This window comes from Rhodococcus sp. IEGM 1341, assembly GCF_030056895.1.
GTDB lineage: Bacteria > Actinomycetota > Actinomycetes > Mycobacteriales > Mycobacteriaceae > Rhodococcoides.
Map to the genome: position 1 here is coordinate 290451 of NZ_JASHKV010000004.1, position 24256 is coordinate 314706.

At 64.8% G+C, this 24256-nt stretch carries 23 protein-coding genes; 16 read left to right on the top strand and 7 right to left on the bottom strand.

Features of this window, described 5'->3' with window-relative positions; genetic code table 11:
• Window positions 1-9 precede the first annotated feature (9 nt).
• Together QM615_RS12685 and QM615_RS12690 are read left to right on the top strand one after the other, a co-directional pair.
• The gene (locus QM615_RS12685; protein WP_149407145.1) at window positions 10-1539 is read left to right on the top strand and encodes a flavin-containing monooxygenase; all 1530 of its coding nucleotides are present in this window, start codon (window positions 10-12) and stop codon (window positions 1537-1539) included.
• Complete coding sequence (locus tag QM615_RS12690) at window positions 1536-2369, top strand: SDR family NAD(P)-dependent oxidoreductase (RefSeq protein WP_149407144.1); 834 nt, start codon at window positions 1536-1538, stop codon at window positions 2367-2369. The genes QM615_RS12685 and QM615_RS12690 overlap by 4 nt, the downstream gene beginning before the upstream one ends.
• 19 nt (window positions 2370-2388) lie before the next feature.
• Here QM615_RS12690 and QM615_RS12695 read toward each other — a convergent pair whose 3' ends face one another.
• The gene (locus QM615_RS12695; protein WP_068054958.1) at window positions 2389-3042 is read right to left on the bottom strand and encodes a TetR/AcrR family transcriptional regulator; all 654 of its coding nucleotides are present in this window, start codon (window positions 3040-3042) and stop codon (window positions 2389-2391) included.
• A 126-nt stretch (window positions 3043-3168) separates the two neighbouring features.
• Between QM615_RS12695 and QM615_RS12700 the strand changes: the two genes are divergently transcribed.
• Genes QM615_RS12700 through QM615_RS12715 form a run of 4 tightly spaced genes read left to right on the top strand, consistent with a single transcriptional unit; the run spans window position 3169 to window position 7644 of the window.
• Complete coding sequence (locus tag QM615_RS12700; protein ID WP_068054955.1) at window positions 3169-4302, top strand: VOC family protein; 1134 nt, start codon at window positions 3169-3171, stop codon at window positions 4300-4302.
• Window positions 4299-5234: a fumarylacetoacetate hydrolase family protein gene (locus QM615_RS12705; RefSeq protein ID WP_149407143.1), complete on the top strand. Its 936-nt coding sequence runs from the start codon at window positions 4299-4301 to the stop codon at window positions 5232-5234. The genes QM615_RS12700 and QM615_RS12705 overlap by 4 nt, the downstream gene beginning before the upstream one ends.
• Window positions 5231-6832 carry a bifunctional 3-(3-hydroxy-phenyl)propionate/3-hydroxycinnamic acid hydroxylase MhpA gene (mhpA, locus tag QM615_RS12710; protein WP_149407142.1) on the top strand — a complete coding sequence of 534 codons (1602 nt, stop codon included), beginning with the start codon at window positions 5231-5233 and terminating at the stop codon, window positions 6830-6832. The genes QM615_RS12705 and mhpA overlap by 4 nt, the downstream gene beginning before the upstream one ends.
• Window positions 6829-7644, top strand: coding sequence for an SDR family oxidoreductase (locus tag QM615_RS12715; protein ID WP_149407141.1), 816 nt, complete (start codon window positions 6829-6831; stop codon window positions 7642-7644). The genes mhpA and QM615_RS12715 overlap by 4 nt, the downstream gene beginning before the upstream one ends.
• Here QM615_RS12715 and QM615_RS12720 read toward each other — a convergent pair.
• Genes QM615_RS12720 through QM615_RS12730 form a run of 3 tightly spaced genes read right to left on the bottom strand, consistent with a single transcriptional unit; the run spans window position 7641 to window position 11309 of the window.
• The gene (locus tag QM615_RS12720) at window positions 7641-8741 is read right to left on the bottom strand and encodes a lipase family protein (protein WP_231894006.1); all 1101 of its coding nucleotides are present in this window, start codon (window positions 8739-8741) and stop codon (window positions 7641-7643) included. The two genes, QM615_RS12715 and QM615_RS12720, sit on opposite strands and share 4 nt — an antisense overlap.
• Window positions 8742-8794: 53 nt before the next feature.
• Window positions 8795-9919, bottom strand: a complete 1125-nt coding sequence (gene nicT / locus QM615_RS12725; RefSeq protein ID WP_082899048.1) for a Nickel transporter NicT — start codon at window positions 9917-9919, stop codon at window positions 8795-8797.
• A gap of 28 nt (window positions 9920-9947) precedes the next feature.
• Entirely contained in the window at window positions 9948-11309 is a 1362-nt protein-coding gene (locus QM615_RS12730) for an MFS transporter (protein WP_068054919.1), read from the bottom strand.
• Between the two features lie 200 nt (window positions 11310-11509).
• Between QM615_RS12730 and pgfA the strand changes: the two genes are divergently transcribed.
• Window positions 11510-12562 (top strand): cell envelope lipid trafficking protein PgfA, encoded by a 1053-nt coding sequence (gene pgfA, locus QM615_RS12735; protein WP_188078762.1) that lies wholly within the window; start codon window positions 11510-11512, stop codon window positions 12560-12562.
• 8 nt (window positions 12563-12570) lie between these two features.
• On the opposite strand, the gene QM615_RS12740 is transcribed toward pgfA, so the two are convergent.
• Window positions 12571-13218 carry an SACE_7040 family transcriptional regulator gene (locus QM615_RS12740; protein ID WP_149407140.1) on the bottom strand — a complete coding sequence of 216 codons (648 nt, stop codon included), beginning with the start codon at window positions 13216-13218 and terminating at the stop codon, window positions 12571-12573.
• 91 nt (window positions 13219-13309) lie between these two features.
• Here QM615_RS12740 and QM615_RS12745 point away from each other — a divergent pair, with 91 nt between their 5' ends.
• From QM615_RS12745 to QM615_RS12775, 7 genes are all read left to right on the top strand, one after another.
• Window positions 13310-14887 carry a carboxyl transferase domain-containing protein gene (locus QM615_RS12745; protein ID WP_149407139.1) on the top strand — a complete coding sequence of 526 codons (1578 nt, stop codon included), beginning with the start codon at window positions 13310-13312 and terminating at the stop codon, window positions 14885-14887.
• 5 nt (window positions 14888-14892) lie between these two features.
• Entirely contained in the window at window positions 14893-16890 is a 1998-nt protein-coding gene (locus tag QM615_RS12750; protein ID WP_149407138.1) for an acetyl/propionyl/methylcrotonyl-CoA carboxylase subunit alpha, read from the top strand.
• Window positions 16887-18053, top strand: coding sequence for an acyl-CoA dehydrogenase family protein (locus QM615_RS12755; protein ID WP_149407137.1), 1167 nt, complete (start codon window positions 16887-16889; stop codon window positions 18051-18053). Before QM615_RS12750 ends, QM615_RS12755 begins: the two co-directional genes overlap by 4 nt.
• The gene (locus QM615_RS12760; RefSeq protein WP_349307166.1) at window positions 18050-18535 is read left to right on the top strand and encodes a MaoC family dehydratase; all 486 of its coding nucleotides are present in this window, start codon (window positions 18050-18052) and stop codon (window positions 18533-18535) included. Before QM615_RS12755 ends, QM615_RS12760 begins: the two co-directional genes overlap by 4 nt.
• A complete protein-coding gene (locus QM615_RS12765) occupies window positions 18532-19341 on the top strand; it encodes an HpcH/HpaI aldolase/citrate lyase family protein (protein ID WP_068054903.1) in 810 nt (269 codons plus the stop codon). Before QM615_RS12760 ends, QM615_RS12765 begins: the two co-directional genes overlap by 4 nt.
• A 78-nt stretch (window positions 19342-19419) precedes the next feature.
• Window positions 19420-19872: a MarR family winged helix-turn-helix transcriptional regulator gene (locus QM615_RS12770; RefSeq protein ID WP_149407136.1), complete on the top strand. Its 453-nt coding sequence runs from the start codon at window positions 19420-19422 to the stop codon at window positions 19870-19872.
• A gap of 116 nt (window positions 19873-19988) precedes the next feature.
• Complete coding sequence (locus tag QM615_RS12775; protein WP_149407135.1) at window positions 19989-20204, top strand: DUF4175 domain-containing protein; 216 nt, start codon at window positions 19989-19991, stop codon at window positions 20202-20204.
• Window positions 20205-20227: 23 nt separating this feature from the next.
• Here QM615_RS12775 and bla read toward each other — a convergent pair whose 3' ends face one another.
• On the bottom strand, window positions 20228-21196 hold the full coding sequence (gene bla / locus QM615_RS12780) for a class A beta-lactamase (RefSeq protein ID WP_502941876.1): 969 nt from the start codon (window positions 21194-21196) through the stop codon (window positions 20228-20230).
• A 74-nt stretch (window positions 21197-21270) separates the two neighbouring features.
• On the opposite strand from bla, the gene QM615_RS12785 reads away from it, so the two are divergent.
• Both QM615_RS12785 and QM615_RS12790 read left to right on the top strand, forming a co-directional pair.
• On the top strand, window positions 21271-22125 hold the full coding sequence (locus QM615_RS12785; RefSeq protein ID WP_149407133.1) for a LysR family transcriptional regulator: 855 nt from the start codon (window positions 21271-21273) through the stop codon (window positions 22123-22125).
• A complete protein-coding gene (locus tag QM615_RS12790; RefSeq protein WP_149407132.1) occupies window positions 22122-23003 on the top strand; it encodes a serine hydrolase in 882 nt (293 codons plus the stop codon). The genes QM615_RS12785 and QM615_RS12790 overlap by 4 nt, the downstream gene beginning before the upstream one ends.
• 86 nt (window positions 23004-23089) lie before the next feature.
• On the opposite strand, the gene QM615_RS12795 is transcribed toward QM615_RS12790, so the two are convergent.
• Complete coding sequence (locus QM615_RS12795) at window positions 23090-24130, bottom strand: Lrp/AsnC family transcriptional regulator (RefSeq protein WP_149407131.1); 1041 nt, start codon at window positions 24128-24130, stop codon at window positions 23090-23092.
• Between the last annotated feature and the right edge of the window lie 126 nt (window positions 24131-24256).

Sequence of the window (24256 nt, forward strand, 5' to 3'; positions counted from 1 at the left end):
CGAACTCTGATGACTGCAACACAATCCGGCACGGCGATGCCACACATCGACGTCGCGATCATCGGCGCGGGATTCGGCGGCCTCGGTGCCGCAATCCGACTCGAGCAGGAAGGACGCGGCGACTTTCTGATCTTCGAGCGCGACACCGCGGTCGGGGGAACGTGGCACGTGAACACCTATCCCGGTGCGCAGTGCGACATCCCGTCCGCGCTGTACTCGTTCTCGTTCGCGCCCAACCCGGACTGGACGCGGTTGTACCCGCTGCAGCCCGAGATCGAGGCATACCTCAACGATTGCACCGACAGGTTCGGGATCAGGGATCGCATCCGCTTCGGCCACGAGGTACTGGACGCAACCTGGAACGACGAGCAGGCCCGGTGGGTGGTGCGGACGAATGCAGGAACGTGGTCGGCGCGCATCCTCATCGGAGCCCTCGGACCGTTCAGCGAACCGGCCACGCCCAGAATCGAAGGCCTGGAATCGTTCTCGGGCAGAGTGTTCCACTCGGCGAAGTGGGACCACGAGCACTCCGCCGAGGGTCGACGCATCGCCGTCATCGGCACCGGAGCATCTGCGGTGCAGTTCGTTCCGCGCCTGGCCCCCGAGGCCGCGCACCTGACTCTGTTCCAGCGGACGCCGACATGGATTCTTCCGCACCCCGACCGCCCGATCTCCGAATCCGGCAGGTCCGTGCTTCGGAAGTACCCCCGGGCCCAGCGGGCCATGCGCCGGGTGTTCGATCTGTTCCAGGAAGCGTTGGTACCCGGACTCATCGGCCATCGCTCGTTGCTGGCACCGCTCACGGCCATGGGGCGTGCCCACCTGCGTCGTCAGGTCAAAGATCCTGTTCTTCGCGAGAAGCTGACGCCCGATTACGAATTCGGCTGCAAGCGACCCACCTTCTCGAACAAGTTCTATCCCGCACTGTGCCGAGAGAACGTCACCGTCGAGACCACCGGCATCGCTCGGATCGTGCCCGAGGGCATCGTCACCACCGACGGAACCGTGCACGAGGTGGATGCGATCGTTCTCGGGACGGGATTCGCCGTGTCCGGCCACACCGGCTTTCGGCGCATCGTCGGCCGCGACGGAAAGTCGTTGGCGGACAAATGGCCCGACGGCGAGATGTCGTCGTACCGGGGTACCACGGTGCACGGCTTCCCGAACTTCTTCATGCTGCTCGGCCCCAACTCGGTGGTGTACACCTCGCAGGTGGTCACCATCGAGGCTCAGGTGAACTACATCCTCGCGGCGTTGCGCGCCATGGACTCCAACGCGATCACGGCGCTCGAAGTGAGCATGCGCGCGCAGTCGACGTTCGTCGAACACACCGACCGCACGCTCGCGGGATCGGTATGGAACTCCGGCGGGTGCAGCAGCTACTACCTGAGCCCGTCGGGTCGAAATGTGACGTACTGGCCCGGTTCGGTGCGCAACTTCACCCAGCGTATGTCGACGATCGATCTCGGCCACTACCACTGGCGCAGTGTGGATTCCCCGGCCGATACCGAGCTCGTGACGACGAAGGACCTCGCATGAAGAACCGAATCGACCTGGCCGGGAAAGTGGCGTTGGTGACCGGTGGAGCGCGTGGAATCGGAGCCGCGTCGGTCGCGGAATTGGTATCCGCGGGAGCCTTGGTGGCTGTGGTCGATCGAGACTTTCCGCCGGACGCTGCGCGATCCGAACGGATCCTGCTGCTCACCGGCGACGTCACCGATTCCGATGCGATGGCGGACTGCGTGGCCGCGACGGTGAGCGAATTCGGCGGTCTCGACATCGTGATCGCCAACGCCGGCATCACACCCCCGCCCGCCACCATCAGGACCGTCGACCGCGCGGTTTTCGACTCGGTGATGGCCGTGAACTTCGGTGGTGTGCTCAACATCGTGCGTGCTGCGGCCGACGAGATCGTCGCGAGCGGTGGCCACATTCTGCTCGTATCGTCCTGTGCCGCTTTCACTCCCGGCATGGGCGGGTCTGCTTACATGGTAAGCAAAGCGGCGGTCGAACAGCTCGGCCGCGCGCTGCGAATCGAACTCGCGGCCGTGGGCGCAACAGCGGGTCTGGCGTACTTCGGTGTGGTGGATACCGATCTGGCCCGCAACACCCTCGACAGCGATCCGATGGGCCGGCGGATCGGCGGATTTCTGCCGTGGCCGCTGAATCGGCGACTGCCCTCGCAGCGCGCCGCGGAGTTGCTCGTGCACTCGGTCCGCACGCGTCGGGCCCGCATCATCGCGCCGGCCACCTGGATGCCGTACTTCTGGTTCCGCGGGGTTCTCAACCCGATTCTGGAACGCAGACTTGCGAAGGACCGCGCGATCGCCGAGATCATCCGGGACCTGGAGAAGGCGCACGCGCACTGAGTCTTGCCGGCGGGTCCGGCTACCGGCCCTCCCCGATCACGGCGGGTACGTCGCTCATTGGTGGTAGAGATCGTGCGCACAGGTCCCGGGCATCGGAGTCGGGTACACCGAGGGCGAGCAGAACGCCGTAGGCCATGCGGTCGACCGCCTCGATGTCGTCTCGATCGGGTTGCTCGAGCAACAACTGCCCGAGGCCGATCAGCGCGCCCGCCACCAGCGCCAGAGACAGCTGGAGGTCCGGTACCCGAAAGTAGCCTGCGGCGTCTCCGGCCTGGATGTCTCTGGCCGCCCGCGGACCGAGACCGTGTTGCGAGGTGATCAATTCGGGGCCGGAGTGGATGAGTACGCGGCTCAGTTCCGGCTGCAACCGGAACAGACGACCTGCGATCCGGAAGGACCGGGTGAAGGCTTCCGCCGGGTCGGCCGAGCTGTCGGTCAACGAATCGAGATAGTTGCCCAGCAGTTCCAGGGCACCGTCGACCGCGGCCTGGAACAGCTGCTCACGGCTGACGAAGTGGTTGTAGAAGGACCCCATCCCGACGTCGGCGGCCTGGGTGATCTCCGCGATCGGAGCGTTCAGTTCGCCGCGGGCGATGAATCCTTGCGCCGCTGCGATCAGCGCGCCGCGCGTGCGCGCTTTGCGCCGCTCGAGCCGATTCGGGGTCTCTGTCATGTTCCCTACTTCTGTCTGCCGCTGGTCGACGCCCTGACTCTTCCTCACCGCTGACGAATTTGTCAATACTATTGACTGACAGTGCTGTCATAGGTGACGATATTGTCACCAACGAGGGAGGGCTTCATGGGACACGACGTCGACGGCCACAAGGACATGCACGTGGACCAGGGCGCACTCCCCGGCGAGCACCCCGGTCGCGCGAAAGATCCGATCATCAAGGTTCGAGACATCGCCTGGCTGGAGTTTCGCAAGCCGGATCTGACCAAGGCCGAGGCGTTCGCTGTCGCCTTCGGTTTCACCGTCTCGCTTCGCACTCCGGAGGAGATCCATCTGCGCGGCACGCAGGTCGGCGCACCGTGTGTGATCATCCGCCGCGGCAAGCGAACACGCTTCGTGGGCGCAGCCTTCGCCGCCGCCGACGACGGCGACCTCATGAGATTGGCCGAGGCAACCGGGCAGCGGGTCCAACGGCTCCCCGAGACACTCGGCGGTGTCGCGGTCACGCTCACCGATCCGGGCGGGCAGCCCGTCCAGGTGGTGTCCGGATACACCGAGCATCCCGAACTTCCCGGTCAGGAAGCGCACACCTACAACTTCGGTGATCCGCGCTTTCGACTCAACGCGACGCAGCGGCCACCGCGTCAGCCCGCCCGAGTCCAGCGCCTGGGACATGTGGTGCTCCAGCGCACCGGCTACCTCCAGAATCTGGACTGGTATCTGCATCACCTCGGCCTGATCGTCAGCGACTTCCTCTACTACGACGGCCAGCGTGATCGCGGTCCGGTGATGAGTTTCATCCGTTGCGATCGCGGTAACACTCCGTCCGATCATCACACTCTCGCAATGACTCTCGGCCCGTCCAACCGGTATGTGCACTCCGCCTACCAGGTGTCCGATCTCGATGCCATCGCCGCGGGCGGCGAGTACCTGACCCAACGCGGGTACCGACATTCGTGGGGCATCGGCAGACACATCCAGGGCAGCCAGATCTTCGACTACTGGCGTGATCCCGACGGTTTCCTGGTGGAGCATTTCAGCGACGGCGACATGTTCGACAACTCCCTCGAACCCGGTTGGGCCCCGATGACGGCGTCCGGGCTGGCCCAGTGGGGGCCGCCTGCGTCGAAGGACTTCCTCGGAATCGCTCCCAGCAGAGCGTCATTGCACGAACTGAAATCGATCCTCTCCTCACTGCGCAACGACAACGAGTTCGACACCGATCGCCTTCGCGGCCTGATGAAAGTGGCATCCTCATGAGCATCGCTGTACTCCGCACCGCCGACGCGTGGTGGGTCGAAACCCCCGCAGGCGCGTCACGCATCGACACCTCCGCGGTCAGCACCGCCGAGCTCCTCGCCGATCGGCCTGCCATTGAATCCGCCCGCAGTTCGACCGATGTCGTTGCCGTGGAGACATTGTCGTTGATCTCGCCGGTGACGGCGCCTTGCCGCGTCATGGCCAACATGACCAACTTCGTCTCCCACGTCCAAGACTCGGGAATGAACCCCGACACCGTGCCGCTGACGTTCTTTCGCAAGACGTCCGGTTCCATCAGCGGACCCACCGACGACGTGATCAAGCCGCCGCACGTGAAGCTGCTCGACTACGAAATCGAGATCGGACTGGTGTTCGGCAAGACCCTCACCGTCGGAACCAAGGTCGACGCCTCCAACGTGGCCGAGTACATCGCCGGGCTCGTGCTCACCAACGACGTCTCGGCCCGCGACGTCCAGTTGCCGAAAACTCAGTTCTACGAGGGCAAGTCGTATCCCACCTTCACTCCGGTCGGGCCGCGCCTGGTTCTCCTGGAGGCCGGCGAGTTCGATCGGTTCGGCGAACTCGCACTGACCCTGCGGGTCAACGGCTCTGTGCGACAGGACAGTACGGTCGCCGACATGATCTACCGCCCGGTCGAGTCGCTGAAGGCGCTGAGCAAGTTCCAGCGGATAGACCCGGGCGACCTGCTGCTCACCGGCACTCCGGGCGGAACCGCGTTGAAGGCCCCCGCCAAGCCGATCGAGATGATCGGATCGTTGGTTCCTCCGTCGGTCAAGTGGAAGGTCTTCTTCAAGAAGCAGGCCAAGAATCCCGCGTTTCTGAAAGACGGCGACGTCCTCGAACTGACCTGCTCGACTCCCGACGGAGCCCTCGATCTGGGAGTCCAGCGCACCCGGGTCTCCTACCGATGACCGGTACCGAGTCCGACGGCACGCACTTTCCAGTGGTGATCGTCGGAGCCGGTCCGACGGGCATGACCGCTGCGTTGTTGCTGGGCCGGTACGGCGTGCCGTGCCTCGTGCTGGACAGATGGGAGGACGTCTACCCGCAGCCGCGGGCAGTCCATCTCGACGACGAGGTGTACCGCATCCTCGGCGATCTGGGCCTGGCCGAGGACTTCGCGGCCATCTCCCGCCCCGGTCGCGGACTGAGGTTGTGCGACAAGCGGATTCGAACCCTGGCCGAGTTCGAGCGCGATCCGGATGCGCGACCGCACGGCTACCCGCAGGCCAACATGTTCGATCAACCCGAACTCGAACGTCTGATGCGTTCCCACATCGCGCGTTACGACTCCGTGCAGATGCGTGGCGGATGCGAGATCACCGATGTACAGAACCTGAAGGACTCGGTTCGGGTCCGGTACGACTCGACCGAGGACGGGACTGGACATTGGGTGACCGCCGACTACGTCCTCGGCTGCGACGGTGCCAACAGTGTGGTGCGCAGGTCCATCGGCTCGAAAATGGAGGATCTCGGTTTCGAGCAGCGATGGTTGGTCGTGGACATCGAGACCGACGTCGATCTCGAACAGTGGGACGGCGTGCACCAGGTGTGCGATTCCGAGCGATCGGCGACGTACATGCGCATCGGCCCCACCCGCTACCGCTGGGAGTTCCGGATGCTCGACGGCGAGACCCTCGACGAGTTCACCGATCTCTCGGCCATCCACCCTTTCATCGCACCGTGGTTCGTTTCCGGCGAGATCCCGGACATGAAGCTGATTCGCAGCGCGGAGTACACCTTCCGTGCACAGGTGGTCGACCGATGGCGTGATCGCCGGGTGTTCCTGCTCGGCGACAGCGCGCATCTGACGCCGCCCTTCATCGGGCAGGGGATGGGCGCAGGACTCCGAGATGCGCGCAATCTGGTCTGGAAGCTCGTCGGCGTGCTCGACGGGCATCTGAAGGAGACCTCGCTCGACAGCTACGAGACAGAACGAAAGACGCACGCCAAGCAGATGATCGAGTTGGCAGTCGCGATCGGATGGGCCATGACCGGCGGCAGCCGGCTCACCGGCATCATGCGCGCGAACATCGCACCCGCCCTCGGCTATCTGCCGTTCATCGGCGAGAAGGTCACCGCCAGCACCACCCCGTCACTCGCTCGATCGCCGTACGTGCTGCGTTCACCCGTTCCGGTTCGCACACTGGCCGGAAAGCTCTGCCCCAACAGCCCGTTGGACGGCGGAGCTCGTCTGGACGACCTCGCACCGGGCCGGTTCCTGTTCGTCTCGTCGACACCCCTGGCCGTCGGGCACCGTCGAGAGATCGAACGCCGCGGAGCCGTCGTCGTCGAGGTTGCGGCGTCGTCGGAGCTGGGGGTCTGGCTGCGCCGCGGCCACGCTGTCGCCGCCATCGTGCGGCCGGACCGCACGGTCATGGCGTCGGGCACCTCGGTGCCGTCCCTGCACACCAAAGTGCCGACCACAGCTTTTCGCAGGACAGAATGCCCGGCACCTGTCGCGACGAAGCCGGCACCTACCCGCACCGTGAACAAGAGGCGTAGATGAACACTGCAATAGTCACCGGAGCGACGTCCGGAATCGGCGAGGCCGTCGCCGAGGTTCTGATCTCTCGCGGCTACCACGTCATCGGAACGAGCCGCGACAGCTCATCGGTGGCCGACCCGATACCCGGCGTCGACTACCGCGACCTGGACCTGACGAACCCGGCATCGCTCCGCGGGTTCGTGGACGGCATCGCCGACACCCCGGTGGATGTGCTGATCAACAACGCAGGCGAAAGCCAGTGCGGCCCAATCGAAGAGCTGCCCATCGAGGCGATCACCCGGCTCTTCCAGCTCAACGTCTTCGGCGCGATCGAGTTGACCCAGGCCGTGCTGCCGGGCATGCGAGATCGTGGCAGCGGAAAGATCGTCAACATCGGGTCGATGCTCGCGAGCTTTCCGCTGGCCTACCGCTCGTCGTACGCCGCCACGAAGGCCGCGATCAAGGGGTTCTCCACGGCCGCGCGCTACGAGCTCAAGCCCTACGGAATCGACATCACCACAGTCGAACCCGGGGCCATCGCCACCGGGCTCTCGGCCCGTCGAACCAAATACTGCGGCCCGCATTCGCCGTATCTCCGTGACTTCACCACGGTGATCTCACAGCTGGACGCCAAAGAGGCCGAGGGGATCACGGCAGAGACCGTCGCGCTCACCGTCCTCAAAGCCGTCGAGGACAAGAAGACGCTGCCCATCTACGCGGTCGGCAGCAATGCTCCGGCGGTGTTCCTCGCCCAGCGATTGCTGCCGCGCACGGTGCTGGAATTGTTCACCGCTCGCGCCTACGGGCTGCCCAGCAAGCGGCCGGTGAACTAGCGAAACAGGTTCGCGACGAACGGAATCGTATCGGCCTGCGATTGCACGAAGGCTCCACTGTGGTCGGTGTCGTAGGCGCGGAACGTCACCGGCTGACCGTTGGCCGTCAGACGGGCGACGTAGGCGGCGGTGGTCGGGAACGGAACGTCGATGTCCTGCAGGCCGTTGCCCATGAAGAACGGCTTGTCGAATCCCGTTTCGGGCATCGCCATGTAGTCGTCGAGCACGGCGGTGAAGTTCGGCAGACCGGTCAGTGGCGCGGTGAAGAAGTCGCCGATCGTCACACCGTCGAGTTGTGCCTCGAAATCCGATACGCACGTCGTCTCGGCCAGGTCTGCGTACTTCTTCCCGAGCGGAGTCAGGATGTCGTCCAGCCCGAGCTCGGGATGCGCGTAGCGCAGCGACGCGCCGATGTACGCGACATAGGCGGTCAGGCCCGACGGTAGTTCCACCGGCGGTACGCCCGGTCCACCGATCGAGATCAACTTCTCGATGTACGCCGGAGTTCCGGTTCCGACCGCCCCGCGGTAGTCCAGATCGGGGCCGCCCAACTCGGTCGCGTACCGGGCGGTGTAGATCGCAGCGCCACCGCCCTGCGATTGGCCGACGGCCACCCAGGAACGCGAGAGGTCCTCGCTGTAGTTGCGGCCCGCCTTGACCATGTCGACCACGTTGTGGGCCGTGGTTCGACCGTCGAGATACGTTGGCAATCCGGGTGTTCCGAGGCCGGCATAGTCACTGGCGACGATGGCGTAGCCCTGCGCGAGCCAGTTCGCCAGGTACGGCAGATCCCGCTCGGCGTACGTCGGACCGATCAGAGACGGCGCACACGCGTCGCCGAGCCCGGAAGTGCCGTGGGCCCACGAGATCACCGGCCAGCCACCGTCCGGCGCAGTTCCGGGCGGTAGGAAGACGGTGCCGGTGCTCAGAGCCTTCTCACCGAAGGTGTCGGTGGTGACGTAAGTGAGCACCTCGGCCGAGGCCGCGCCGGGAATCCAGAGGTTTCGGTCCAGATCGCGAGTCGAGACGACGTCACCGATCTCCTGAGTGATAGCCGGTGCAGCGGAAGCAGGTACGGCCAGCAGCGCCGTCGCCATGCTCGACGCGAGCGCCGCGGCAACTGCGAGGACACCGATCCGACGCCGAGAGGTCACTGGTTCTCCATTTCGTTCGAGTGTGTGAAGCCACCGCGTTCGTCGATGCGCGCCACCTTGTAATACACGACCGCTCCGATCCACACGACGAAGAACGTGCCGACGACGAGTTGGCCGGCCAGATTCAAATCGATGACGGCCAGCGCGTCCCACAGTCCGCCGGTGAGCTCGAACTGCTCGGCGAGCAGGGTCGACAGCTGCACCGTGCCGATCACCAGAGCAACGAAGACGGACAGTCCCGTCATCGTCATGTTGTAGTAGATCTTGCGCACCGGTGTCACGAATGCCCAGCCGTACGCCTTGGACATGAAGATGCCGTCGATGGTGTCCATGGTGGTCATGCCCGCGGCGAACAGAACCGGCAGCGCGATGATCGCCATCGGCGGCAGTCCTCCTGCCATGGCCGTCGTGCCTGCGATCGCGAGCAGACCGACCTGGGTGGCGGTATCGAATCCGAGCCCGAACAGCAGACCCAGCGGGTACATCTGCCACGAGTGGTCGATCAGCTTGTCGTAGCGCCCCCGGAACAATCGGTTCATCAGCCCACGCTTGGCCAGCAACTCGTCGAGTCCGGCTTCGGTGAACTCACCGCGTTTCGCGCGTCGCCAGACTCCGACGATTCCGGCGAGCACTGCGATGTTCAACGCCGCGATGAGATACAGGAACGTTCCGGACACCAGCGTGCCGATGATGCCGCCGACTCCGGCGAACGCGTCCTGGAACGCCGTCGCCTGCGAGGCCACGAACGCGATGGCGGCGACGAAGACGAATACGACGGTCGAATGACCGAGTGAGAAGAAGAGCCCGACGGCCAACGGCCGCTTGCCCTTCTGCAGCAGAAAGCGGGTGGTGTCGTCGATGGCGGCGATGTGATCGGCGTCGAACGCATGCCTGAGCCCGAGGGTGTACGCCAATACGCCGGCTCCGGCGTAGACCAGCGTCCCGTCCGCTCCGGTGAGGTTGTGGATACTCGGAATGGCGTTGTAATGGGTGAACAACCCCCACCCGATCACGTGCAGGGCGGCCACGACTCCGGCCATGGCCAGCAGGCGGGGGATCTCGTCGGGAGTGAATCGACTCTGCCGCCGGCCGACCTCGGCGCGCGATAGCTCACTCGTCATGAAGAACATTGTGACCGACGACAACGAATTACTCTTCCCGCGCAGCCTCGGCCAGGACGCGCGTCGAGTCGCGTTCCACGGACCAGTAGGCCAGGAGGGCGAACACTCCCCCGATCGCCAGCAGCGGAAGAAGCGGAATCAGGCCGACGGTGAGTGAATCCGCCGCGTCGGACACCACACCGACCATGAGCGGCCCGACGGCACCGCCCGCGGTCGCGGCGATCTGCAGCATGCCGAATCCGAGACCCCGATCGCGTGCCGGAACCACGTCGGCGACACAGGCGGTGAGCGTAGGAAGAGCGAAGGCCGAGAAGAAGGCGAACACGGTGAGAAGAACGACGAACATCACCGTGGAGTTCATGCCGAGCGCGATCGACATGAACACACTTCCCACCAGGATTCCGCTACCGCCCAGCAGTACTCGCCATTGCGCCAGGCTGGTGCCGACGACGGCTCGACGGGTTGCCATCGCCGCGACGAGCGTGCCGAACACGATTCCCAGCAGTGTCATTCCTCCGCCTGCCGTCGCGGCGGCCGATTCGGACAGGCCGTACCGGCGTTGCAGCAGGCTCGGCAGCCAGAAGGTCAGTCCACCGATCGACAGACTCATGACCGTCAGAGCCGCGCCGGTGAACCACAGCGTTCGGATGGGCAGCAGTCGGCGCAGCTGGGTGGGAAGCGGTCCGGACGGCGTAGGAATCTGCGCACTCGGGTCTGCGCGGGCCGCCAACCGGTCTGCGTATCCGCGTTCGGGTTCTCTCAAACGTGAGACGAGCACTGCGACAAGCAGTCCCGGGATCGTCATGACCATGAACGCCCCGCGCCAACCCAGCCAGTCCGCCAGCACACCACCCAGGACTATGCCCGCCCCGCCCAGGTACGCCGAGGTTCGCCACCAACCGAACGCAGTGGATCGTGTTGCAGGCGGGTAGAAGTCGGCAAGAAGGCTCGCACTGGCCGGGTTGTCCACGGCCTCCGCGGCGGCAAGACCGACCCGCACGAGGTAGAAGATCAGGAAGGTGGGTGCCAGCGCCGAACCGAGAGTTGCCAGAGACCACAGAACGACGACCCAGGTCACGATCCTGCCGCGATCGTGACGGTCGGCGAGGTATGCAGCCGGTATCGCGAGGACACCCGCGGCGATCGCGGACGCACTGGGCAGCGATCCCGCCACCGCGTCGCCGAAACCCCATTCGGCCTGCAGCTGAGGAAGAACCGCGGCCACGAGGCTGAATTCGATACGGTCCACGAAGGCCACGAGCACCAACACGATCGCCGGTCCCCAGCCGAACGGCAGGACTGCAGAACCGGGCCCGGTTCGCAACGTCCCGATGGTTCGCCAACGATTGCCGTGATCGACCGTTGTACCTCGATCGATACCGGTCGCCATGTGTCGTCCCCCGATTCAGCGTTGTGCGGCAAATGACGAGTGACCCCAGTGTGCACCTTTTCGGAAATTCTCAACATCGGTTGATGTCTCTGTAAATTCCCACGAACATGCTGACAGGTCACAACGCAGAAGCGGACATTCGGGGCTCTCGCCACGGCAGGATGAGACGGCCGGAAACGAAAAGAATTGGGACGGTGTTCATGTCACGGGTGAGAATCGCGATGTGCTTGCTCGCGGGGCTGGGATCCTTCGCGATCGTCGTCGCTCTACTTCTGCCCACCCTCGTGTACGACCGCCTGGCGGTGACTCCACTCGACATCGACGCCACCACGGTGGCCACCACGGCGGACGGTGCGGGCGGTGAGGTCCTCGACTCGACGACGATCACCGGACCCGGCCCTCTCTCCATCGCGACGGATGTACCCCTCGTTCTCCAGCGGTACATCACCGTCGAGGATCCCTCCGACGCAGACCGCGTCACCTTCCAAGTGGGAGCGACCGTGAGACGGGCCGACCGCGACGGTGACGCGGGTCTGCTCACCGCCTCGGTGGATCGGGTGACGAGCGACCGGCGCACCGGACTACCCGTCGAACCCGCCGGATCCTTGCAGACCACAGTCGACTCGCCGGCCATTCCTTTGCCGCGCACAGGCTTACAGCATCGCTTTCCCTTCGATACCCAGCCGATCACGTACACGGTCTACGACGCGACGGCGTGGACGAGCTTCGAGGCGAACTTCGTCGAGGAGCTCACCATGGAGGGGCTGCCGATCTATCACTTCCGATCGATCGTGACCGAAGCCGACCTCTCGACCACCACGCAGTCGCCGATCAACTCGGTGACCCTCCCGGCATCGAAGTGGGGATTGGGCGACGGGGACGAGCCGATCACGATGAAGCGCTGGTACTCGAACGTGCGCGACATCTACGTCGAGCCCATGAGCGGGAGCCTGGTGTGGGGACAGGAAACGCCGTACCAGTACTTCGCGAGAGATCCGAAGGTCCCCGAGGTGACGATCTTCAAGGCCTCACTCGCCCTGGACGAGACGGGTCGCCTCGAGCAGGTGGCCTCGGCACGCGACGCGGCCAACAAGTTGGAGTGGGTGACCACCCGGGGACCGCTCCTGGGATCCGCGGTCGGTGGAGTGTTCCTCGTCGGTGCCGTTGCCGCCGGAGTGATCGGATCCCGTCGCGCTCGTCCGCCCGAGCCCACCCGCCGACAGGCAGAGCAAGCCGAGCGCGCGTCGGTGTAGGTGGACGCTCAGGTCGATGCTGCGCGGCTCGGCGCAGCAACCCCCAACGCCCCCAGCGCCATTGCCCGCAGCACCGGACGAGCGTTCTTCGACGGAGTACGCCCCGCACTGTAGGGCGTCGAGTTGATCAGACCGAAGACCGCGTGCGCCGTGGTTCGCGCGTCGGACTCGTTCAATTCCGGGTCGACGGCACACAGCACCTCGACCCACAGTTCCACGTACTCGCGCTGCATTCGGCGCACCTTGCGGCGCGCACCCTCCGGAAGACTCTGCAGGTCGCGATCCTGAATTCTGATGAATGCCGGTGTGTCGAAGGCGAAGTCGAGGTGGAACTCGACCAACGCGGACACGGTGTCCGCGGCGACCTCACCACCATCGACCACCGCACGGCCACCGTCGAGCAGATACTCCGAGATCCCGACCATCAACTCGACGAGCACGGCCTCCTTGTTGGGGAAGTGCCGGTAGACGGCCGGTCCGCTGACACCGACGGCCGCGCCCAGATCCTCCAGTCGCACCGAGGTGAACCCGCGTTCGGCGAACAGTGATGCTGCAGCGCCCAGCAACTGCTGCCGACGCTCGGCCTTGCGTTGCTCACGCACGGTCGTCGGTTTCGCTTCCGACTCCTGCACCGTCACCTCCTCGCCTCTGGACACTCAGTTAATCGTAGTTTACTATCGTGTCAGTTATCAACGATTAACTGAACTTTCGTGACACCGACGTCCAACCCCTTAAGGCGTGCACCTCATGGCGATCGACACAGCTGCCAACCGGGCAGATCACGAGCTTCTCACCAGTGAGCTCGCAGAGAAGCTGGCCACTGCTGCCCGCGGCGGGAGCGAGAAGTCTCGGGAACGGCACATCGCCCGCGGCAAGCTCCTCCCCCGCGACCGCGTCGACGAGCTTCTCGATCCCGGTAGCCCGTTCCTCGAAATCTCACCGTTGGCGGCCAACGGCCTCTACGACGACGAGTGCCCCGGCGCAGGCGTGATCGCCGGCATCGGCCGCGTCTCCGGTCGCGAATGCGTGATCATCGCCAACGACGCCACCGTCAAGGGAGGCACCTACTACCCGATGACGGTGAAGAAGCATCTACGCGCGCAGGAGATCGCACTGCAGAACACTCTGCCGTGCATCTACCTCGTCGACTCGGGCGGAGCATTCCTTCCGCGCCAGGACGAGGTCTTTCCCGACCGCGACCACTTCGGCCGCATCTTCTTCAACCAGGCGACCATGAGCGCCAAAGGAATTGCGCAGATCGCTGCCGTCATGGGCTCCTGCACTGCGGGCGGCGCCTACGTGCCGGCGATGAGCGACGAAGCGATCATCGTCAAGAATCAGGGCACGATCTTTCTCGGCGGCCCGCCTCTGGTTAAGGCGGCGACCGGCGAGGTCGTCACCGCAGAGGAACTCGGCGGTGGTGATCTGCACTCGAAGACCTCAGGCGTCACCGACCATCTGGCCGAGGACGATCGAGACGCGCTCCACCGCGTCCGCCGCATCGTCTCCACCCTCGGGCCCCGCACTCCGCGGCCGTGGGACCTTCTTCCCACACGCGCACCGGTAGCCGACCAGACCGATCTGTACGACGTGGTCCCCACCGACCCACGCACTCCGTACGACGTGCGTGAGGTGATCACCCTGGTGGTCGACGCGGGTGAATTCGACGAGTTCAAAGCCGAATACGGCAAGACGCTCGTCACCGGATTCGCCCACATCCACGGCCATCCCGTCGGAATCGTCGCCAACAACGGCGTACTGTTCGCCGAATCTGCCATGAAGGGCGCGCATTTCATCGAACTGTGCGACAAGCGCAGCATTCCGCTGGTCTTCCTGCAGAACATCTCCGGCTTCATGGTCGGCCGCGACTACGAGGCAGGTGGCATCGCCAAGCACGGCGCGAAGATGGTCACCGCGGTCGCCTGTGCCCGCGTCCCCAAGATCACCGTCGTCATCGGCGGTTCCTACGGCGCGGGCAACTACTCGATGTGCGGCAGAGCGTATTCACCACGCTTCTTGTTCATGTGGCCCAACGCGCGAATCTCGGTGATGGGCGGTGAGCAAGCGGCGTCGGTGCTCGCCACGGTGCGCAGCGAACAACTCGACGCTGCCGGTCAGCCGTGGAGCGACGAGGACCAGGAATCGTTCAAGGCTCCCATCCGTGACCAGTACGAAAGTCAGGGCAACCCTTATTATTCGACGGCCCGCCTGTGGGACGACGGCATCATCGACCCGGCCGATACCAGGCAGGTTCTCGGACTGGCGCTCTCGGCGTGCGCCAACGCGCCGCTCGAGCCGGTCTCCTACGGCGTATTCAGGATGTGAGAGGTATGACCACCATGATCGACACCGTTCTGATCGCCAACCGCGGCGAGATCGCCGTGCGGGTCGCACGAACACTGCGCCGCATGGGAATTCGTACCGTCGCCGTGTACAGCGATGCCGACGCCGATGCCCGGCACGTCCGTGAGGCCGACACCGCCGTACGGCTCGGACCCGCGAACGCTCGCGAAAGTTACCTCGACATCGCCAAGGTGATCGCGGCCGCGAACAGCACAGGCGCGCAGGGCATTCACCCCGGATACGGCTTTCTCTCCGAGAACTCCGAGTTCGCAACCGCCTGTGCCGAAGCCGGAATCGCATTCCTCGGGCCCCCGGCGAAAGCCATCGAAGTGATGGGCGACAAGATCGCCGCGAAGGCTGCCGTCAGCGCATTCGGCGTACCCGTCGTTCCGGGAATCTCCCGCCCCGGCCTTACCGACGCCGACCTCGTCGCCGGCGCGCCGGACGTCGGATTCCCAGTGCTCGTCAAACCCTCCGCCGGTGGCGGCGGCAAGGGTATGCGTCTGGTCGAGCGCGCCGAGGATCTGCCTGCAGCGTTGACCAGCGCTCGCCGGGAGGCGGCCTCGTCCTTCGGAGACGACACCCTCTTCCTCGAGCGATTCGTGTTGCGGCCCCGGCACATCGAGGTACAGATCCTCGCCGACGGACACGGCAATGTCATCCACCTCGGCGAACGCGAATGCAGTCTGCAGCGCAGGCACCAGAAGGTCATCGAGGAGGCTCCGTCTCCCCTGCTCGACGAAGCAACCCGCGCACGCATCGGCGAGGCCGCCTGCAACACTGCCCGCAGTGTCGACTACTCCGGTGCCGGCACGGTCGAATTCATCGTCTCGGCCGATCGCCCCGACGAGTTCTTCTTCATGGAGATGAACACTCGTCTTCAGGTCGAGCACCCGGTCACCGAGATGGTCACCGGTCTCGACCTCGTTGAATGGCAGGTTCGGGTGGCATCGGGCGAGCCCCTCACTCTCGCGCAGGACGACATCTTGCTCACCGGACATGCCATCGAGGCCCGCGTCTACGCCGAGGACCCCGGCCGCGGATTCCTCCCCACCGGCGGTGCCGTCGTCGGATTGCGTGAGCCCTCTGCGCCGGGGATTCGCGTCGACTCCGGTCTCGCCGTCGGAACGGAGGTGGGCAGCAACTACGACCCCATGCTTTCCAAGGTCATCGCGCACGGCCCCGATCGCGCGACCGCATTGCGCAGCCTCGATCGTGCACTGGCCGACACCGCAGTACTCGGGGTCGTCACCAACATCGAGTTCGCTCGGTTCCTGCTCGCCGACAACGATGTTCGTGCCGGCAATCTCGACACCGGCCTGCTCGACCGCCGTGTCGAGGATTTCGTCGCCGCCGAGGCCACCGACGAGGCGCTGATCGCCGCCACCGCAGTGCAGTGGCTCGACGCGTGGCAGACCGCGGAACAGGACATCTGGGCAGCACCATCGGGTTGGCGAGTCGGCAAGCACGCGTCCTTCCATCGTCGTCTCGCGTCCGGAGGTCGAACGGCGCACGTAGCGATCACCGGCACGACAGCCGCGGCAACGGTCGTCGTCGACGCCGGATCGCCGCGTACCCTGCGGGCAACGGCCACCGAGAATTCGGTGGATCTGGTGCTCGACGGTCTACGCGAATCGATGACCTTCGCTCGAAGCGGCTCGGCAACATGGATTTCCAGCTCCCGAGGCACCTGGCGAGTCGATCGGATCGCCGAGGCGAGCGTCCGCGAGGACGACGCGCACTCCGGCGATGCCGAGATCCTCTCGCCCATGCCGGGCTCGATCATCGCGATCGGAACAACCACCGGCAGCGCCGTCAGCGCGGGCACGGCCATCGTCGTCGTCGAGGCGATGAAGATGGAACACACCCTCACCACCCCGATCGACGGCACCGTCGAACTGACTGTTGCAGTGGGGGATCAGGTCCGCGTCGACCAGGTCCTCGCCCGAATCGTCCCCAACCACACCGAACAGGACCCATCATGACCGATCATCTGTCGTCCGCGAATCTGCCCGACGAGTACCAGCAGCTGGTCAAATCCGTTGCCGACTTCACCCGCACCGTCGTCGCACCGGTATCGGCGAAACACGATGCCGAGCATTCCTTTCCGTACGAGGTAGTTGCCGGCATGGCCGAAATGGGCCTGTTCGGGCTGCCGTTTCCCGAGGAATTCGGCGGCATGGGCGGCGATTACTTCGCGCTGTGCCTGGCCCTCGAGGAACTCGGCAAGGTCGACCAGAGCGTTGCGATGACCCTCGAAGCCGGCGTCTCGCTCGGCGCAATGCCCGTCTACCGATTCGGCAACGTCGAGCAGAAGCAGCAGTGGCTGCCCAAGCTCACCGCAGGCAAGGCCCTGGCCGCGTTCGGTCTCACCGAGCCCGGCGCCGGCAGCGACGCGGGTGGCACCAAGACCACCGCCAAGCGCGACGGTGGTGACTGGATCATCAACGGCAGCAAGCAGTTCATCACCAACTCCGGCACCGACATCACCGAGCTCGTCACCGTCACCGCCGTGACGGGCGTCGACGAAGCAACGGGACGCAAGCAGATCTCGTCGATCCTCGTCCCCACCGATACCCCGGGATTCGTCGCAGAGGCCGCCTACAACAAGGTCGGCTGGAACGCGTCGGACACACACCCGCTCAGCTTCACCGATGTGCGCGTGCCGCAGGAGAATCTGCTCGGCGAGGAAGGTCGCGGGTACGCGAACTTCCTGCACATCCTCGACGAGGGCCGGATCGCGATCGCCGCCGTCTCGGTCGGTGCCGCACAGGGTTGCGTGGACGAGAGCGTCAAGTACGCCAAGGAACGTGAAGCATTCGGTCAACCTATCGGCCGCAATCAAGCGATCTCGTTCAAGATCGCCCGCATGGAGGCCCGCGCCCACACCGCGCGAACCGCGTACTACGACGCGGCGGCATTGATGTTGGCGGGCAAGCCGTTCAAGAAAGCTGCGTCCATCGCCAAGCTCGTCGCCTCCGAGGCCGCGATGGACAACGCGCGCGATGCGACGCAAATCCACGGCGGGTACGGCTTCATGAACGAATATGTGGTCGCTCGTCACTACCGCGACAGCAAGATCCTCGAGATCGGTGAGGGGACAACCGAGGTTCAGCTGATGCTCATCGCGCGGAGCCTGGGACTGTGAGCGACAAGCGAATTCGGCAACGTGGCCTGTGGTTCGAGGAGATGGAACTCGGCACCGTCTACGAGCACCGACCCGGCCGCACCATCACCGAGGCCGACAACACGCTGTTCACCACGCAGACGATGAACACGCAGGCCCTGCACCTCGACGCGGCCTACAGCGAGACAACGGCGTTCGGCCAGAGATTGGTGAATTCGATGTTCACCGTCTCCACCCTCGTCGGACTGTCGGTGACGCAGTTGACCCAGGGCACCATCGTGGCGAACCTGGGTTTCTCGGAGGTGTCGTTCCCCAAGCCGCTGTTCCACGGAGACACCCTCTACGCCGAGACCGTGATCTCGGACAAGCGCGGATCGAAATCCCGCCCAGGCGAGGGCATCGTGACGTTCACCCACACCGGTCGAAACCAACACGGGGACGTCGTCGCGATTGCCGTCCGCAAGACGCTCGTCCGGATGCAACCACCGGAGGAGGCGTCGTGACCTGGGTTCCGCCGGGACCGGCGTGGCTGTTCTGCCCGGCAGACCGCCCCGAGCGCTACGAGAAGGCGGCGGCACGAGCAGATGTCGTCATCCTCGACCTGGAGGATGCGGTCGGGGCGGCGGACAAGGCGGGTGCTCGTGAGTCCGTCCTGTCGACCCCACTGGATCCAGCGCGCACCATCGTCCGCGTCAACGCGCACGGCACCGACGATCAGGCTGCGGACCTCGCGGCGTTGCAGCAGACCGAGTACACGACCGTGATGCTCCCCAAATGCGAATCGGCCGAACAGATTGCGGCTTTGGCTCCGTTGAATGTCGTCGCGCTGATCGAGTCTCCGCTCGGCGCGATGACGGTGTTCGACGCCCTCGCCGCCGACAATGCGATCGGTGCCATGTGGGGTGCCGAGGATCTGGTGGCCGCAATGGGTGGCAACTCGAGCAGGCATTCCAATGGACAGTATCGTGCTGTGGCGCAGCATGTTCGGTCGCAGACGCTGCTCGCAGCCAAGGCACGTGGGGTGTTCGCGTTGGACTCGGTGTTCCTCGACATCCCCGATCTCGACGGTGTCCGCGCGGAGTCCGAGGATGCCGTGGCTATCGGCTTCGACGGAAAAGTGGCCATTCACCCGAGCCACATCCCCGTCGTTCGCCAGGCCTATGCACCCACCGCCGAGGAACTCGACTGGGCCACCGACGTGCTCGACGCCGTTGCCCAGAACCGCGGCGTCTTCACCTTCCGTGGCCAGATGGTCGATGCCCCGGTACTCGCGCATGCTCGACGCATCGTCGCCCGCAGGCCGTCGTAGACCGGTAATTGCAGACGCCGTTAATTGTCGGCGCGGTACGGTGGGTGGTCACGAGTACCGGCATCGAAAGGCACGGCAATGACCGCACACGACCCCGCGCTGACGGCGCTGGCGCAGAACTGGCTGGCGCTGGCGGTGCTGCACGGCCGGATCGAGGGTCGGATCGAACGCGCACTACAGGCCGAGCACAACCTCAGTGCTCGTGAATACTGGCTGCTCGACGTCCTGGGCAGGCAGCACGACGGGGAGGGCGGGCATCTGCAGATGAAGCAGGTGGCCGACGCCGTCGTGCTGAGCCAGAGTGCGACGACGCGACTGGTCACCCGACTCGAAGACCGCGGACTACTCACTCGGTACCTGTGCCCCACCGATCGCCGAGGCATCTACACCGACGTCAGCGAAGAAGGCCTGGCCCTGCTCGAGGCCGCGCGCCCGACCAACGATGCGGCGCTGCGCGAGGCACTCGATGAGGCGTCGACCGAGCCGGATCTGATCCCACTGGTCGACGCCGTCCGCCGCGCGGAGGGTTGAGAATCACGGCAGGTGAGCGAGCTGGAACGTCGAGGGGTTGAACCGAGGCACATTCTTCCTTACCGTTACTTACGGTACGCAAATAAACTTCGGTTGGACGTTTCAGGAGGTACTCGATGAATCGAGCGACTCGGGCATTCTTCAGCCCTGTGGTCGGAGCTATCATCGCGCTGGCTCTCATCTGGGGCTTCGGCTCCGACGTGCCGTTCTGGAAATGCGCGCTGATGGTGGTCGTCGGCGCAGCCGTCGCGTTCGGCCTTAATCTCGCATGGGAGTCCAATCCATGGAATGACGAATTCCCCTCGGGGAGAACTCGATTGTCCGCGCCCTGACGCAACGGCACAGACGGTCGAGATCATGCCAATCCGTCGACGACCTGTCGCGTCGCATCGGCAACGAGGGAATTCATGGCCGGTGAATCTTCGGTGTCTGACGTCGTAGCGCTGAGGACGACCACGAGAAATCGCTGCCCGTCCGGTCCCAGCAAGAGCCCTGCATCGTTCGAGACGCCGTAACTGCCCGTGCCGGTCTTGTCGGCCGAAGTCCACCCTGCCGGGAGCGCGGCGCGGAACCGGGCGTCGGAGGTCTGGGTATCGGCCATCCAGGCCAACAGCTGTTCGCGTGAGGCCGCGGTCAGTACATCGCCGTCGAGCAAGGTTCTGTAGCCGGCGGCCATCGAGTTCGGTGTCGTGGTGTCGCGTGGATCTCCGGGGATAGCGGTATTGAGTTCAGGCTCGGTGCGGTCGAGCCGGAACTCGGTGTCGCCCAGCGACCTCGCGAACTCGGTGAGAGCCGCAGTGCCACCGGCCTCGCGAATCAACAGATTGCCGGAGGTGTTGTCGCTCTCGGTCAATGCGGCCGCCGCCAGGTCTGCGATCGAGACCACCGACCCGGGTGTCCAATCGACCGCCGACTCGGGCACCTTATCCGCCGCGGTGATCGTTCTGGTGTCGCTCAGCTGCAGTGCACCTGCATCGACGGCGGCAAGAACGGCACCGACGGCATACACCTTGAACGTCGAACAGAACGCGAAACGTTCGTCGCCTCGATGACTTTCGGTGGAATCCGAGGCGAGATCGACAGCACTGACGCCGAGTCGAGCATTATCCCTGGCCTCGAAATCGAGATAGACCTGTTCGGTACTGGACTGTTCATCGACGGACTGTTCGGTGGTGGTTGCAGCAGTCTGCGGTGGTTCTACGGTGGTCGTCGCCGAACACGCGACGCCTGTGGTCAGTGTCAGAGTCACCGCTGCGATAGCGGTGATCAGTCGGGTGGAGGTCGAGGTACGCATGGGAGTCACCCGATCACATGGGGGCACCATGGGGCCAAGTCCCGAGGCCCGGCCGGATCATTCCTCTTCGGTATCGGGGCAGCTGAGCGTGTTTCAATAGGTCGGTGGACCTGGTTCGCCATCTCGAGTATTTCGTCGCCGTCGCAGAAGAACGTCACTTCGGCCGCGCCGCGGCAACTCTCGGCGTGACGCAGCCACCGGTGTCGCGGGCGATCAAGGCATTGGAGAAGCACCTCGGACTCACACTCGTGGAGCGAACGCCGGACGGCGCCGCCATCACCGAGCACGGCGCTGCGCTGTTGCCTCGAGCCCGGTTGATCGTCGACGACGCGCGCCGATTGACCACCACCGCAGAATCACTCACTACGTCCGGGACGGTTCGCATCGGCCTCATCCCTCAACTGGACGATGGGATCGCCGCGCGGATCGCCGCATCCGTTGGCGTTCAGGCACGTGTGGAGACCGCCGGTGCAGTGTCGTTGCTCGACGGGGTGCGCTCACACGACCTCGACCTCGCGGTGGTCGATCATCCGGTGGTACTCGACCGATTGCTCGCCGGACCGGTCATCGCACTCCCCCGGCGAGTCAGAGTTCCCGCGGGACATCGCTCGGCTCGGGCAGAGCGGCCACGACTGACGATGTTGTCCGATCTCGCGTTCGCGACCATGCCTCGCAGTGCCAATCCACCCGCACACGATCTGATTCTCGACGCGTTCAGACGCCATGCTCTCGACCCAGAGGTGTTCACCGCGAACACCGTTCGCGATGCCGCTATCGGCGTCGCGTCGGGTCGCTGCTTCGGACTCGTTCCGGCCGCGAGCCCGGTACTGCCTGGAACCGAGCACCTCGACCTCGCTGCCGACGATGTCGCACTGCGGGTTCGGATCGTGCGTCGCGACGACTCGGTGAAACCTCTGGTGGATCTCATCGATCGAATCCTGTTGCAGGCCTGTAGATGAACACGACCGACGAAGAGCTTCGCGCAGTATTCGCCGATGCCGGCTGCCGAGGTTGGGTACGCGCCGAGCGAATCGACGGCACCGGCACGGTCGTCGACTTCGAGGGCGACGATCCGGTCGTTGCAGCGTCGGTGTGGAAGATCGTGCTGCTGGTTGCCACGGCGCGCGCGTTCGACGAGGGCGTCTTGGCTGCAACCGATTCGGTGCGGCTCGTCCCGGCGCAGTGCAGTCCGGGGCCGACGGGAATAGCGAGCTACGCCGATCCGGTGACGATGAGTTGGCGGGACGTCGCGCGTTCGATGATCACTGTCTCCGACAATGCTGCGGCGGACGCACTTCTCGGTGCACTCGGCCTCGATGCACTCTCGCAGGTGATCGACTCACTCGGGCTCGAAGACACCCGCATCGTCGGTGGCACGAAGACACTGGGTGACCAGATCGTGCGGGACACCGGCAGGTTGAACGCGGACGAGGCGTTGGGTTTGCTGGCCAGCAACTACGCGGTGGTCGACAGCGCCGGTTTCGATCCCGCGTACACCTCGTGCACCACGCCCCGAGACAGCAACGCAGTTCTACGAGCCGTCTGGCTCGATACCGCCGCCTCGCCGGAGCAGTGCGCGTACATGAAAGAGGTTCTCTCTCAGCAGGTATGGCCGCATAGGATTCGGAGCGGAATTCCATACCCGGATGTACAGGTCGCAGGCAAGACCGGCACGATCGGACCCATCCGCAACGAGGTTGCGGTGGTGTCGTTTCCGGGTGAGGCGCCCGTCGCGGTCTCGGTCTTCACCCGGGCCGCGCGGATGGATCTGTACCTCCCACTGGTCGATCAGGCCATCGGTCACGCGGCACGAGTCGCAGTGACAACAGTTCGCTAGGAGCAGTGCCGAAGACCACGAAGAGATGATCACCCCTGCGTGGTGAGGTCAGACGGGTATCTGGACTGGAGCAGGATGACCTCGACTCACCGAGGAAGGGTCCATGTCGACCCGCCCGACGTGGTGACGTATCCGGTTGCGCGGCCCTCGGCACCGAGTTCCCAACCCATTCGTTTCCGTGAACGCAGCGTCACCGACGATTCGATGATGTGCAAGCTCGGAGCCCGATTTTCGAGCCATTCCTGTACTCGCAGAATTTCGGGCACGGAGGACACCCACATGCTGAGTAGGAAGTTCGCGGGTCCGGTGAGCGACATGCAGAGTCGCAGTTCCGAACGCGCACGGATTATCTCGACGACCTCCTGATGCGCCTGCACGGGGAGCCGACACCACCACGTCACGGTAATCGGCCAGCGCGTAGCATCCTGTGCCACTTCACATCGCAGCACGACTGCGCGAGAACGCAGAAGCGCAGCAAGCTGCCGCCGAACGGACGACGTAGGTCGACCGAGCGCGGACGCTATTTCAGGGGCCGACGCCCGGCCGTTTCCCGTCAGTTCACCGACGAGCGAGCGCGCCACCTGATCGGTCAGGCTTTCCGGACGCGCGTACCCGGACCGATCAGGTGATTCGCCGAGCGCGGCGACCGCGGAATGCTGTGCGCCATCCAATGCGTCCAACCTCCACCGACTTCCTTCCACGTGCAACGCCGTGCACGTGTGGGTTTGAGTCGATCGAACACTGTCGAAGCCCGGCAGATCGTCGAGCACCAAACCGGTCAGCTCGTCGAGCGACGACGTCTGCACCGTCAACACCAGGTCTCGGCCACGCGCAGCATGCTCGATCGACACGACTCGCGGATCCTGGACCAACGCATCGACAAGCTCCGCTGAGCCGACGCGTCCACACGTCACCTCGATCATGGCGGTGATCGCACCCGCTCCGGTCAACGGTGCGGGGTACGCGGTGATCCACGCCAGCCCACGCTCGACTATCGAATGCCATCGCCGAGCCAGCGTCGCCGCGGTGGAACCCAAGATCGGAGCGAGATCCGTCCACGAAGCCCGCGGTGCGATCTGCAGAGCATGAACGAGCGAAAGTTCGGATTCGGTCAGCATTTCTTGCACAGAACACCTTCATGGGTTCGCTGGGTGATCGCTTCTGACGAAGATGGGCGCTCCTCGTAGGGGCAACCAGACACTATGACGACGGACACAGTCAACCCCGATGGATGGCTGTCGACACAAAGGTGA